Here is a 12,187-nt window from a genome sequence, read left to right on the forward strand (position 1 = left end):
AATGGCGCTACTGCCCGACCAGCGCCACCAGATCGCCGTCCTCGGCGACGCGGAACGCGGTGTCGATCAGCTCGCGTGCCGGCAGCGCGCCGGCGGCGCGTACGACGACGCGTCGCCCCGGCACCGATCCGATCAGCGCGTCGAGCGCGTCCTCGTCGAGCGGCGCGAGGCTCATCGCGGCGACGCGCGGGATCTCCGCGGGGTCCCGGTCGCGACCGCTCACCGCGTAGCCCGTCGGGCGCAGCTCGACGAGCACGTCACCGGGCGCGCCCGCCGCGTAGTCGTCGATCACCCGCGTCGGGACCGCGCGCAGGCTCCCGTCGCTCGCGGCGCGCACGAGCGTCGTCGGTGCGCGCTGCGCCGCGACCATCGACGCGAGCACGCGCTGGAGGCGCTCCGCGGGCACGTCGTCCGCCGCGCCGATCGCGACGACGGCGTCGGGCGCCAGCTCGACCCTGCGCAATCGCTCGACGAGCGTGCCGAGCGCGGCGGGCTCCGCGTCGGCCGCGCTCGGCACGTCGACGTCGATCGGCGGGGTCTCCTCGGCCATCGGCTCGAGCCGTCCCTCGCGCACCCGCACCGCCGGGACGCGCATCAGGCGCACGCCGCTCGCGCCCACGCCGACGACGAGGTCGGCGCGCGCCGCGTCTCCGTCGTCGTACGGCGCGTGCGAGATGGGCGCGTCCGCCGCGAGGATCGGCGCCGGGTGGTGCACGTGGTTGCTCAGGCGGCGCGCATCGTCCTGGAGCGCCGGCCAGACCGCGCGCGCGAACGCGTCGCCCTGCTGCCACGACTGATCGAGCCGGTCGTACGCTGCGCTCGCCTCGACCAGCGCGGCGGCGATCACGCGGCTCGGCGCGGCCCACCTCGAGTAAGGCGGATCGCACGGCGCGCCCTCGCCGCACGGATCGTCGAACCACGACACGAGCTCGGAGTCGTCGCCGTCCTGGATCGCCGTCCCGACGACGTGCACGAGCAGCGCATCGCGACGCACGCCGGTCGTGCCCGCGAACGAGACCGGCTCGCCCGCTTCGATCGCATCGCGCAGCGCGAGCCCTTGGCGCACGTCGCGCGCGGCGTCGCGGAGCTCGCCGCGATCGAGCTGCTGGAGCTCGTCGCGCAGCGTCGGCTCGATGGAGAAGCTCGGGACGCCCATCGCCCGCGCGAGGCGCTGCTCGAGCCGGCGCTGGCTCGGATCGAGGTAGGAGACGAGCCAGATGTCCGTCGCCGCGCGAGCGCGCGCGAGGCGCGGCTCACCGCCGATCCCGCTCACCGCGGGGTTCGTCGGCGTGAGCAGCTCGATCGCGTCGAACGTCGCGGAGACGCCTCGTAGATCGTAGGCGTCGAGCGCGCCGAGCGCGCGCAGCACCGTCGCTCGCTCGACCTGGGCCTCACCGCGCGACGGGCTCGATGCAGCAGCGAGGCACGTCGCCACTGCGATCACCGCCGCGCGGCCTCGCAATCGCGTGCCGTGCATCGCAGACCTCTCGACCGGCGACATGAGCACGCCAATCGGGAATCCAGCTCTGATTGGCGCGCTCGCGCTCGAGAGTGCCAATCGCCGGCGCCGCTGGGAGTAGAAGAGAAGGGCAATTCCTCTGAGGAGAGCAGGAGGAGCAGGAGAGGGGCCGAGACGCGCGCCCCGCGCTCGGCCGTCCGCCTCCGAAGCTCCACGTCGCAACCCGGTGTTCGCGCGGGACCGCCACGCATTGACTCGCTGGGGCCGCTGCCGCATTTCTCGCGCGTGTCGTCGCCCGAGGTCGTGGTGATCGGTGGAGGCGTGATGGGCTGCGCGATCGCGCTGCGGCTCGCGACGCGCGGGCTGCGCCCGGTGGTGCTCGAGCGCAGCGTGCCGGGCGCCGAGGCGTCGAGCGTCGCGGCCGGAATCCTCGCGCCGCGCATCGAGCACGGCGAGCCCGGCGTCGCGACGCGCTGCGGGGTGCGCAGCCGCGAGCTCCACGAGCGGCTCGCGGAGGAGCTGCGAGAGCGCGCGGGCGTCGACGTCGGGTTCCGTCGCTGCGGCGCGATGATCGTCGCGACCGAGGACGGAGAGGACCTCGAGGCGCGCGCGCGCGCGCTCATCGAGGGCGGCGCGGAGGCCGAGCACCTCGACGCCGGCGAGGCGCGCCTGCGAGAGCCCGAGCTCGGTCCCGCGGTGCGCGGCGCGATCGATCTCCGCGAAGAAGCGCAGGTCGAGCCGCCCGTGCTGCTGCGCGCGCTCGCGATCGCGGCCGAGCGCGCCGGCGCTCGCTTCCGCTCGGGCGCGACGGTGCGCGGTGTCCGGACCGAGGGCGCACGCGTCACGGGCGTGCTCGTCGACGACGGAGCGATCGACGCCGCGCACGTCGTCGTCGCCGCCGGGAGCTGGACCGCGCTGGTGCCCGGCCTCCCCGCCCCCGCGCAGGTCGTGCGCCCGATCCGCGGCCAGCTCGTGCACACCGAGCGACGGCCGTGCATCGCATCGCGCATCGTGTTCGGCGCGGGCGGCTACGTCGTGCCGCGCCCCGATGGACGCATCGTCTGCGGCGCGACGATGGAGGACGCCGGCTTCGCGAAGGAGGTCACGCTCGGCGGCGTCGCGACCGTGATCGCGCGCGCCACGCGCGTGTTCCCCGCGCTCGCCGACGCACCGCTCGTGAGCAGCGCGGTCAACTTCCGCCCCGCGAGCCCCGACGAGCTCCCGCTGGTCGGTCCCGCCGGCCCCGAGGGCCTCTGGCTCGCGACGGGCCACCACCGCAACGGCATCCTGCTCGCGCCGCTCACCGCGGTGCTGATCGCCGAGATGATCGCGGAGGGCGGCACGTCGATCCCCGACGCCGCCGCGCTCGATCCGCGTCGCTTCGCGCGAGGGTCCGCGTGAGCGACATCCAGCCGCGCGAGTCGCGCCACGTCGCGAACGGCCTCTCCCATCGCGTGCTCGAGTGGGCCCCGCCCGACGAGCGCGGCGCGCCGATCGTCTGCGCGCACGGCTTCCTCGATCACGCGTGGAGCTTCCACTTCCTCGCGCAGCACCTCGCGCGCGCCGGGCATCGGGTGCTCGCGTTCGACTGGCGCGGTCACGGCGACACCGAGTGGATCGGGCGCGGCGGCTACTATCACTTCGAGGACTATCTGCTCGATCTCGTCGAGCTCGCGCCGCAGCTCACCGACGGCGCGCCGCACCACTGGCTCGGGCACTCGATGGGCGGCACCGCGAGCGCGATGTTCGCGAGCACGCGCCCCGCGGGCCTGCTCACGCTCACGCTGTGCGAAGGCCTCGGCCCGCCCGCGATCGCGCTCGAGGCCGCGCCCGATCGCATCGCGGGCTGGCTCTCCTCGGTCGCGCGCGTGCGCGCCGCGACGCCGCGACCGATGCGCGATCTCGACGAGGCCGCCAAGCGCCTCCTCACCCAGAACGCCGATCTCGATCCCGCGCACGCGCGCTTCCTCGCGGAGAAGAGCACGCGCCCCGTGGAGGGCGGCCTCGCGTGGCGCTTCGATCCGATGCACCGCACCAGCTCGCCGCGCGTGTTCCGCCCCGAGAGCTTCCGCGCGCTCCTCGCGCGCATCGACGTCCCGGTGCTCGTCGTGTCCACCGAGCACGGCTTCCGCACCGCCGATCACGCCGAGCGCGTGGCCGCGATCGCGCGCGCCCACGAGATCGAGCTCCCCGGCGTCGGCCACAACATGCACTGGCGCGGCGCCGCGGCGCTCGCCGACGCCGTGCTGGCGCACACCCGCCGAGCGGCGTCAGGATCGCCGGCGTGATCCCGCCCACCCCGATCGACGCGCCGACGTCGCACGATCCCGCGAGCTGCGCGGCGCACCCCGATCGCCCCGGTCACGCGACGTGCTCGCGCTGCCAGCGCGTCGCGTGCGTCGCGTGCACGCACGTGCTCGCCACCGGCGCCGTGCTCTGCGCGTCGTGCGAGTCGGAGCGCGACGGCGTCATCCCGTGGGAGCAGCGTCGCGAGCTCGGCGTCGTGCGCGCGCTCGTGCGCACCGTCGCCGGCGTGATCACCCGGCCGCACGCGTTCTTCTCGCAGCGCACGCGCGAGCGCGCGCTCGCGCCGACCGTCGCGCTCGGCCTGCTCCTGCACCTCGTCGCGGCGGCGTCGAGCACCGGCTGGAACCTCGTGTTCGCCGAGCAGACGCGCGCCCAGATGCGCGCCGATCCCGTGATGCGCCAGCTCCTGTGGGCGGCATCGGACGAAGCGTTCCTCGCGCAGCTCGCGGTCGCGCCGCTCTTGTTCTTCGTCAGCACGTTCGTCGCCGCGTCGTTCTGGTGGATCGCGCTGCGCGCGGTCGGCGGGCTGCGCCGCCCCTACCACGTGATCGTCCGCGCGCTCTGCTACGCGAGCGCGACCGCGGCGCTCGTCCCGATCGTCACACCGCTCACGTTCGTCGGTCCGCTCGGCGGCGCGATCGGCTTCGCGTTCGGCGTGTGGTCGACGTGGATCCAGATCGTCGCGGTCTCCCGCATGCAGGGCATCGAGGCGCGGCGCGGCGCGCTCGCGTTCCTGCTCTGGCTCTCGCTCGCGACGATGTTCGCGTGCGTGCTCTTCACGATGCTCGCGGCGACGTTCGCCTCGCAGATCCGCATCCCGAACGTGTGATCCGCGCTTGAGCCCGCGCACACGGACGACGCGCCGCCTCTTCCACGCGATCCGCGTCACCGCTTAGGATGCGCGTCCATGACTCGCATCGCCTCGCTTTCGCTCCTCACCGCGCTCGTGCTCTCGCTCGCGGCTCCACGCGCGTCCGCGCAGGCCACGCCGGCCGAGGACGCCCCCACCGCGACGGCGACCGACGAGACCGCGCCCGGCTCCGACACCCAGCTGTCCGACGAGCAGGCGCTGCTCGAGGAGCAGACCACGGTCGAGCGCCGCGACGACGGCATCGATCCCCACGAGGAAGAGAACCGCGACTACTTCTTCGTCGGCGCGCTCGCGCGCGCGCTCGTCCTGCCGAGCTATCCGTTCGAGGTCGGCGGCGTCGCGTTCCCCAACGGCTACGACGTCCCGGTGAACGGCGCGGTCGGCGCGTACTTCAACTACCGCCGCAACGGCTTCAACATCCAGGTCGAGGTCTTCTACCAGGGGATGGGCTGGAACGGCTTCCTCCGCGGCGAGAACGACCCGATCGGCGAGACCGAGTACATCGAGAGCAACCTCGGCGTCGTCTACGGCTGGTTCGGCTTCTCGTGGTCGATCCCGATCGCCGACTGGTTCGCGATCGAGATCGGCCTCGGCCTCGGCGTCGGCGGCGTGGTCGGCGACCTCTACCGCACCGAGGCGATCGACGCGGCCGGCAGCGGCAGCAACTGGATGCCCTGCCCCGGCCCCGACGGTGCGACCGGCGATCGCTGCGAGACCCCGATCGAGATGCCCGGCTCCAACGGTCGCCTCGACAACACGCGCCAGCGCGGCGGCACCTACCAGCACATCACGGGCGCGAACCCGTTCTACTTCGGCGAGGGCGGCGTCCCGCCGATCTTCGCGACGATCGACCTCCCGCGCGTCTCGTTCCGCTTCAAGCCGATCCGCCAGATCCAGATCCGCGTCGACACCGCGTTCAACGGCTACGGCTTCAGCTTCGGCGGCTCCGTGGGCTACGGCTTCTGAGGCCGCCCACGGCTTCCGAGCACGCTTGACCCTCGTTTTCGTGCATGGAATGAAGGCCCGCCGATGCGCCGGATCGCCACGCTCCTGATCGCCGCCGTGCTCGCGGGCGCCGCCCTCGTCGCGCTTCCCTATGCAAGCACGGCCCAGCAGGTCGATCCCACGCTGCCGACCCCGCCGGCACCGACGCCGGCCGCGACGCGCACCCCCGAGGACGAGGCGCGTCGCGCGCAGGTGGTCGCGCGCGTCGGCGACGTGCGCGTCACGGTCGGCGAGATCGAGGATCAGGTCGCGCGGCAGTCGCCCTTCATGCGCGCGCGTTATCGCGACCCCGCGCAGCTGCGCGATCTCGTGCAGAACATGGTGCGCTTCGAGCTCCTCGCGCGCGAGGCCGCGCGCCAGGGCTTCGGCGACGATCCCGAGGTGCGCCAGGCGACGTCGCAGGCCGCGGTGCAGCAGTTCGTGCGCGAGCGCTTCGACGAGCGCATCACGCCCGAGTCGATCTCCACGGACGACGTGCGCGCGTTCTACGAAGCGCACCCCGAGGAGTTCAGCCGCCCCGAGCTCCGCCGCGCGAGCCACATCCTGCTCGCGACGCGCGCCGACGCGGACGCCGTGCTGCCGCAGCTGCGCGAGGCCGATGCGCGCACCTTCCGCTCGATCGCGCAGGAGCGCAGCCTCGACGCCGAGAGCCGCGCGCGCGGCGGCGATCTCCGCTACTTCGACGACCAGGGCCGCGCGCCGAACAGCACCGACCCGGCGGTCGACGCCGCGCTGGTCCGCGCAGCGTTCGGGCTCACCGAGGTCGGCGACGTCTCGCAGCCGGTCGAGATCGGCGGTCAGTGGAGCGTCGTGAAGCTCACCGGCCGTCGTCCCGCCGAGCATCGCAGCCTCGAGGAAGCCTCGCCGTCGATCCGCCTCCGCCTGTGGCGCGAGCGCCGTCAGGCCGCGATCGACGAGCTCGTGGAGCGCCTCCGCACCCAGGCGGGTGTGACCGTCGAGTACGACCGCATGCGCCCGATCCGCATGGATCCGCCGGAGAGCCTCGCGGGCGAGGACGAGCACGCCGAGGTCGACGAGGGCGCGGAGGAGATGGGCGCCACCGACGAGAGCGCGGCGACCGACGAGAGCGCCGCGGAAGCGCCGCCCGAGGGCGAGCCCACGCCGTGATCGATCCATGTCGTCGGTGTGGCTGAGGACGATCGGGCTGCTCGTCCTGTCGAACGTCTTCATGACGTTCGCGTGGTACGGGCACCTCAAGACGCTGCGTGATCGCCCGCTCTGGATCGCGATCCTGGTGAGCTGGGGCATCGCCTTCTTCGAGTACTGCCTCCAGGTGCCCGCGAACCGCGCAGGGTTCGGCACGTTCAACCTGGGTCAGCTCAAGGTGATGCAGGAGGTGATCACCATGATCGTCTTCATGGTGTTCGCCGTGCTCTACATGCGCCGCCCGTTCTCGATGGATCTCGTCTGGGCGACGCTCTGTCTCTGCGGCGCCGCGTACTTCGTGTTCCGCGGCGGCAGCGGCGAAGGCGCCGCGCACTGAGCTCCCCGGGAGATCAGCGCGCGCTCAGCGCTCGTCGTCGCCCGAGCCGGTGCGGGGCGGGATCGTGAAGGGCTGCGTCGGATCCTTCACCGGCGCGCCCGCCTTGCGCAGCAGCTCGCGCTCGTGCGCGGTGTAGCGGCGGCCGAGCACGGTGATGTCGTCGTCGAGCTCGTCGAGCGAGCGCTCACCGCTCTGCGTCGAGCTGCGACGCACGCCCTCGGCAGGCGGGCCCGCTCGCAGCGCGTCGTTCACGCGACCGACCAGCGACCAGTCGGTCTCGTCCTCGCCCTCGACGAGCGTCCGCCCCGACTCGACCTGCGCGAGCATCGCGCCGATCCGCCGCGCGCGACGCTGCGCTTCTTCTTCCGGCATGTACGCGCGCATCCGCGCCAAGATCCGCGGCAGCGCAGCGCGATAGTCGGCGGCAGTCGCGGCCTCGATCTGGACCTTCCCGTCCAGGAGCGCGCGCTTGACGAGTCCCGGGGCGAGCACCGCGCTCACGCCCGATGCGGCCACGACCTTGTCGAAGAGCGCCTGGCCGTCCATGCAGACCCGCTTTTGCCGAGGCTGTCACGATCTTTTCGGGGCGGCAACAAGACAGGACTCGCAGTACACCGTTCAGGGGGCGATCACGTGGGGACCGTTGACCCCATATTCGGCCCGCGGTAAGTGTGCGCGCGGATGTCCGACGCCGACGCGATTCCCGCTTCCGCGACCAAGATCACCTACATCGACGGTCGTCCCGCGACGATCACACTGCGTCGCTGCAAGCTCGTCGTCGCGCGCGAAGGGCAAGTCGAAGAGCGGCTCTTCGACAAGGACGTCGTCAACATCGGCGCGATGGAGGACAACGATCTCGTCCTCGAAGACGAGACGGTCTCGCGCAATCACTGCCGCATCTTCGTCGAGGGCGACCAGTACCTCATCCAGGATCTCGACTCGACGAACGGCACGTTCGTGAACCGCGTGCGCATCCGCGAAGCGTGGCTGCGCCCCGACGTCGTCATCACGCTCGGCAAGACCGAGATCCGCTTCCAGCCCTTCGACGAGCGCGTGCGCATCGTCCCGACCGAGACCGATCGCTACGGCGAGATCATCGGGCGCGACCGGAAGATGCGCGAGATCTACGCGATCCTCGAGAAGATCGCGCCGACCGACGCGACCGTCGTCATCGAGGGCGAGACCGGCACCGGCAAGGACGTCGTCGCGCGCACGATCCACGGCGCCAGCAAGCGCGAGGGCGGACCCTTCATGGTGTTCGACTGCGGCGCGGTGCCGGAGAACCTGATCGAGAGCGAGCTCTTCGGGCACGAGAAGGGCTCGTTCACCGGCGCGCACCAGACCCGCCAGGGCGTGTTCGAGATGGCGAACGGCGGGACCGTGTTCCTCGACGAGCTCGGCGAGCTGCAGCTCGATCTCCAGCCGAAGCTCCTGCGCGTGCTCGAGCAGCGCGAGGTGAAGCGCATCGGCGGCACCAAGCCGATCAAGGTCGACGTGCGCATCGTCGCCGCGACCAACCGCAACCTCGAGGAAGAAGTGCGCGCCGGGCGCTTCCGCGAGGATCTCTTCTATCGCCTCACCGTCGTGCGCCTCGTGCTCCCACCGCTGCGCGAGCGTCGCGACGACGTGAAGCTGCTCGCGCGGCACTTCCTCGATCACGGCCACTTCAACAAGGATCGCGAGGGGCATCGCCGCGTGACGCAGTTCGCGCCGGGCGTGCTCGACCGGCTCTCGCAGTACGACTGGCCCGGCAACGTGCGCGAGCTGCACAACGTCATCGAGCGCGCGGTGTCGTTCTCGGAGAGCGACACCGTCGAGCTCGCGGACGTGCCCGAGCACATCGCGTGGCCGCGCGGCGTCCCGCGCGACAACGACAGCGAGACCGACGTGTCCATCCCGCTGCCCGACTTCCGCGCGTCGGAGCTCGAGGGCACGTTCAAGGACGCGAAGGAGCGCTGGGTCGCGAGCTTCGAGCGCGACTACATCGCGGGCCTCCTCAAGAAGAACAACGGCAACATCTCGCACGCCGCGCGCGAGGCGGAGATCGACCGCAAGTACTTCCGCAAGCTGATGAAGAAGTACGGGATCACCGCGCAGGACGACGACCTCGACGTCGACGAGTGAGCCCACGACCCACGCGCGAGCGCGACCTGCGCGCAGCGCGGACGGTCGACCGGGGGCGCGCGGCGCCCGGCGAGAACGACAGAAGGCCGCAGCCGGCGTCATCGCGTGACGCCGGTGCGGCCTTCGTCCTCAGCTTTTCGTGGGGAGATCAGTCGCGCGAAGACGCGCGGATCTCACCACTCGCCGTCGTCGTCCTCGCCACGACGACGCTTGCGCTCCGGACGGCCACCGCCGCCCCCACGCCCGCCGCCGCCGCTGCCACCACGGCCACCGCTGCCGCCGCCGCCCGGCGCGCCGCCACCACCGCCGTAGCCGCCGCCACCGCCGCCGTAGCCACCGCCGCCGCCGCCGTAGCCGCCGCCACCGCCGCCGTAGCCGCCGCCACCGCCGCCGTAACCGCCGCCACCGCCGCCGAAGTCGCGGCCGCCGCCGCCGCCACCGTAGCCGCCACGGCCACCGCCGCCGCCACCGTAGCCGCCGCCACCGCCGCCGAAGCCGCCACCGCCGCCGCCCGGACCGCGCGGCGTGCGCTCACGCGCCTCGTTCACGTTGATGGTGCGCGAGTCGAGCATCGCGCCATCCATCTCCTGGATCGCACGATCGGCCGCCGCACCGTCGGCGAACGTGACGAACCCGAAGCCACGCGAACGACCGGTCTCGCGATCGGTGATCACCTTGGCTTCCGACACGTCACCGAAACGCTCGAACGCCTGCCGCAGTCCCTCGTCCGTCGTTCCCCAGCTCAGACCACCCACGAAAAGCTTCTTCGACATCGATCCACTCTCTCTCCCTACGGCCTTCTCCTCATGGGCGAGTCGCCTTCGCGACCCTCCCGTGCGGGCTCGACGCCCGCAGCCTCTTCGCACGCAGCGCGTTCGCTACGTGTCACCTCGCTCGATACCTCTGCTGGTCCACACGTCTGCTGGCCGCGCAGCGGGGCTCGCCACGTTCATGCAGGACGGGCTCGACGGACATGGATGGGACCTGCGGGCGGAACGCATCGCGTGCACGGAACGAGACACCGGCGGCTCGCCCACGACGATCGCGGGAACGAACCAAGAGGGCCAGGATCTCGGAGCACGGACGGGCACGAACGAAACTCGACGCGGCCGAGGATAGCACCGTGATCCGCCGGCTCAAAGCCCCCCCGCTCCACGAATCCTTCGCTCCACCTCAATTCGCCGCCGCGCGCCCCTCCGCGCGACGCTGCACCTCGCGCCGCGGCGCCCTCCCCGGCGGCGCCGCGAGCTGCGCCTGCAGCAGGTACGGCACCGCGAGGTTCACCAGATCGATCGTCGGATCGAGCTGCTTCCCCAGCCCCTCGGCGACCAGCAGCGAGACGTTCACCACCGTGAACACCGGCTCGATCTGCACCTGATGCCGGCGCAGCACGTTCATCATGCCGCTCACCACCGCGCCGACCTCGATGTCGCCGAGCCGCACGTCCCAGAGCTTCGAGAGGTACTCGAGCACGTCGCGCTCGTAGTCGTCGTAGTCGCTCTTCCCGACGCTCGGCGCGTGCACGTAGAAGAGCCGCGCCGCCGCTGCGCCGTCCTTCTGCGCGAGCGCGAGGAAGGTCTCGCACCACGGGCGCATCAGGTCGGGCGGGATCTCCGCGACCATGCCGAGGTCGAGGAACGTCATCGTCCCGTCGTCGGCGAGCAGGATGTTCCCGGGGTGCAGGTCGGCGTGCACGAAGCCGTCCGCGAACACCATCTGCAGGATCGCGCGCCCGCCGCGCTCCGCGAGCTCCACGCGATCGCCGCCCACGCGCTCGGGCTGCGTCGCCTTCACGCCGTCCACGAACTGCATCGTCAGCACGCGCGGCGTCGAGAGCGCGTCGTGGATCACCGGCAGGCGCACCTTCTTCTCGCGCTTGAAGTTCTTCGCGAGTCGCCGGTTGTTCGCGGCCTCGAGCGTGAAGTCGAGCTGGTTCGAGAGCGCCTCGCCGAAGCGATCGACCGAGCCCGGGATCGACAGCAGGCGCAGCTGCGGGATGCGATCGAGCGCGCTCGCGATCGCGCGCATCAGGAAGAGGTCGCGCTCGATCTGCGCGCGCGCCTCGGGGCGCTGGATCTTGATCGCGACCTTCTCGCCCGTGTCGAGCACGCCGACGTGCACCTGCGCGACCGAGGCCGCCGCGAGCGGCGTCTCGTCGATCTCCACGAACCGCGCGAGGCGCTCGGGGCCGAGCTCGGACTCCAGCATCGCGCGCATCGCGGACCACGGCGCCGGCGCCACGTCGTCCTGCAGGCGCGCGAGCGCCGCGAGCCATCCCGGCGGCAGCAGGTCGGGCCGCGAGCCGAGGATCTGCCCGAACTTCACGTACGTCGCGCCGAGCGACTCGAGCGCGCTCGCGAAGATCTCGCCCTGCCAGCGCTCGCGCGTCGCGGCGTCGGGCGGCGCCTCCGCCACCAGCAGGCGCCCGAGGTAGCGGAACGGCGCGGCGACGAACACCCACGCGATGCGCAGGAAGCGCGTGAACAGGCGGAGCCGATCCATCAGCCCTCGTCCACGAGGCGGCGGCCCTCGGACAGCAGCTGCCACTCGCGGCGCACCCACGACTCGAGCTTCTCGACGCGCGCGAGGTCCACGCCGAGGCGCGTCGCGAGCTCGTGGATCGCGGCCTCCTCGACGTGCGTGTACACGTCGTCGACGTGCGCGAGGCGCAGCAGCTCGAGCACCGCGATGCGCGCCGCGACCGGGCGCGCGAGGCGCGCGCAGAGCTCGCCCTCGTGCGCCTCGTCGACCATCGCGAGCAGCTCGCCGACCTCGATGCCCACCGGCAGCGCGAGGCGCTGGACGAAGCGGACCTCGGAGTCCGAGAGCTTCCCGTCGGCGAGCGCGACCGACGTCATCAGGAAGAGCAGCGCGCGGCGCTCGTCGGCGGTCAGGCGGTCGTCCAACATCGCGCGGA

The 12,187-nt window shown here is 72.4% G+C and carries 12 protein-coding genes; 7 read left to right on the forward strand and 5 right to left on the reverse strand.

Annotation, left to right across the window (positions count from 1 at the left end):
• Positions 1 to 7: 7 nt before the first annotated feature.
• Positions 8 to 1,477, reverse strand: coding sequence for a hypothetical protein (locus DB32_RS27510; protein WP_053235614.1), 1,470 nt, complete (start codon positions 1,475 to 1,477; stop codon positions 8 to 10).
• A gap of 267 nt (positions 1,478 to 1,744) precedes the next feature.
• Here DB32_RS27510 and thiO point away from each other — a divergent pair, with 267 nt between their 5' ends.
• The 6 genes from thiO (at position 1,745) to DB32_RS27540 (ending at position 7,146) form a co-directional block, all read left to right on the forward strand.
• Entirely contained in the window at positions 1,745 to 2,860 is a 1,116-nt protein-coding gene (thiO, locus tag DB32_RS27515) for a glycine oxidase ThiO (protein ID WP_083457833.1), read from the forward strand.
• A complete protein-coding gene (locus tag DB32_RS27520; RefSeq protein WP_053235615.1) occupies positions 2,857 to 3,747 on the forward strand; it encodes an alpha/beta hydrolase in 891 nt (296 codons plus the stop codon). The genes thiO and DB32_RS27520 overlap by 4 nt, the downstream gene beginning before the upstream one ends.
• Entirely contained in the window at positions 3,744 to 4,595 is an 852-nt protein-coding gene (locus DB32_RS27525; RefSeq protein WP_053235616.1) for a YIP1 family protein, read from the forward strand. The genes DB32_RS27520 and DB32_RS27525 overlap by 4 nt, the downstream gene beginning before the upstream one ends.
• A gap of 78 nt (positions 4,596 to 4,673) precedes the next feature.
• Positions 4,674 to 5,603, forward strand: coding sequence for a hypothetical protein (locus DB32_RS27530; RefSeq protein WP_053235617.1), 930 nt, complete (start codon positions 4,674 to 4,676; stop codon positions 5,601 to 5,603).
• A 63-nt stretch (positions 5,604 to 5,666) separates the two neighbouring features.
• On the forward strand, positions 5,667 to 6,770 hold the full coding sequence (locus tag DB32_RS27535) for a peptidylprolyl isomerase (protein ID WP_053235618.1): 1,104 nt from the start codon (positions 5,667 to 5,669) through the stop codon (positions 6,768 to 6,770).
• 7 nt (positions 6,771 to 6,777) lie between these two features.
• A complete protein-coding gene (locus DB32_RS27540; protein ID WP_157069457.1) occupies positions 6,778 to 7,146 on the forward strand; it encodes a DMT family protein in 369 nt (122 codons plus the stop codon).
• 24 nt (positions 7,147 to 7,170) lie between these two features.
• On the opposite strand, the gene DB32_RS27545 is transcribed toward DB32_RS27540, so the two are convergent.
• Positions 7,171 to 7,692, reverse strand: coding sequence for a hypothetical protein (locus DB32_RS27545; protein WP_053235619.1), 522 nt, complete (start codon positions 7,690 to 7,692; stop codon positions 7,171 to 7,173).
• A gap of 135 nt (positions 7,693 to 7,827) precedes the next feature.
• Between DB32_RS27545 and DB32_RS27550 the strand changes: the two genes are divergently transcribed.
• Entirely contained in the window at positions 7,828 to 9,270 is a 1,443-nt protein-coding gene (locus DB32_RS27550; RefSeq protein ID WP_053235620.1) for a sigma 54-interacting transcriptional regulator, read from the forward strand.
• A 173-nt stretch (positions 9,271 to 9,443) separates the two neighbouring features.
• Here the strand turns inward: DB32_RS27550 and DB32_RS27555 are convergent, their stop codons facing one another.
• From DB32_RS27555 to DB32_RS27565, 3 genes are all read right to left on the reverse strand, one after another.
• Positions 9,444 to 10,043, reverse strand: a complete 600-nt coding sequence (locus tag DB32_RS27555) for an RNA recognition motif domain-containing protein (RefSeq protein WP_053235621.1) — start codon at positions 10,041 to 10,043, stop codon at positions 9,444 to 9,446.
• A 400-nt stretch (positions 10,044 to 10,443) separates the two neighbouring features.
• The gene (locus DB32_RS27560) at positions 10,444 to 11,772 is read right to left on the reverse strand and encodes an ABC1 kinase family protein (RefSeq protein WP_053235622.1); all 1,329 of its coding nucleotides are present in this window, start codon (positions 11,770 to 11,772) and stop codon (positions 10,444 to 10,446) included.
• The gene (locus DB32_RS27565; protein WP_083457836.1) at positions 11,772 to 12,179 is read right to left on the reverse strand and encodes a TerB family tellurite resistance protein; all 408 of its coding nucleotides are present in this window, start codon (positions 12,177 to 12,179) and stop codon (positions 11,772 to 11,774) included. The genes DB32_RS27560 and DB32_RS27565 overlap by 1 nt, the downstream gene beginning before the upstream one ends.
• Positions 12,180 to 12,187: the final 8 nt, after the last annotated feature.

This window comes from Sandaracinus amylolyticus, from assembly GCF_000737325.1.
Classification (GTDB): domain Bacteria; phylum Myxococcota_A; class Polyangia; order Polyangiales; family Sandaracinaceae; genus Sandaracinus; species Sandaracinus amylolyticus.

Coding starts and splice junctions, on each gene's coding strand:
- DB32_RS27510 (WP_053235614.1), bottom strand. CDS start 1,477: ATGCACGGCACGCGATTGCGAGGCCGCGCGGCGGTGATCGCAGTGGCG.
- DB32_RS27530 (WP_053235617.1), top strand. CDS start 4,674: ATGACTCGCATCGCCTCGCTTTCGCTCCTCACCGCGCTCGTGCTCTCG.
- DB32_RS27535 (WP_053235618.1), top strand. CDS start 5,667: ATGCGCCGGATCGCCACGCTCCTGATCGCCGCCGTGCTCGCGGGCGCC.
- DB32_RS27540 (WP_157069457.1), top strand. CDS start 6,778: ATGTCGTCGGTGTGGCTGAGGACGATCGGGCTGCTCGTCCTGTCGAAC.
- DB32_RS27545 (WP_053235619.1), bottom strand. CDS start 7,692: ATGGACGGCCAGGCGCTCTTCGACAAGGTCGTGGCCGCATCGGGCGTG.
- DB32_RS27550 (WP_053235620.1), top strand. CDS start 7,828: ATGTCCGACGCCGACGCGATTCCCGCTTCCGCGACCAAGATCACCTAC.
- DB32_RS27555 (WP_053235621.1), bottom strand. CDS start 10,043: ATGTCGAAGAAGCTTTTCGTGGGTGGTCTGAGCTGGGGAACGACGGAC.
- DB32_RS27560 (WP_053235622.1), bottom strand. CDS start 11,772: ATGGATCGGCTCCGCCTGTTCACGCGCTTCCTGCGCATCGCGTGGGTG.
- DB32_RS27565 (WP_083457836.1), bottom strand. CDS start 12,179: ATGTTGGACGACCGCCTGACCGCCGACGAGCGCCGCGCGCTGCTCTTC.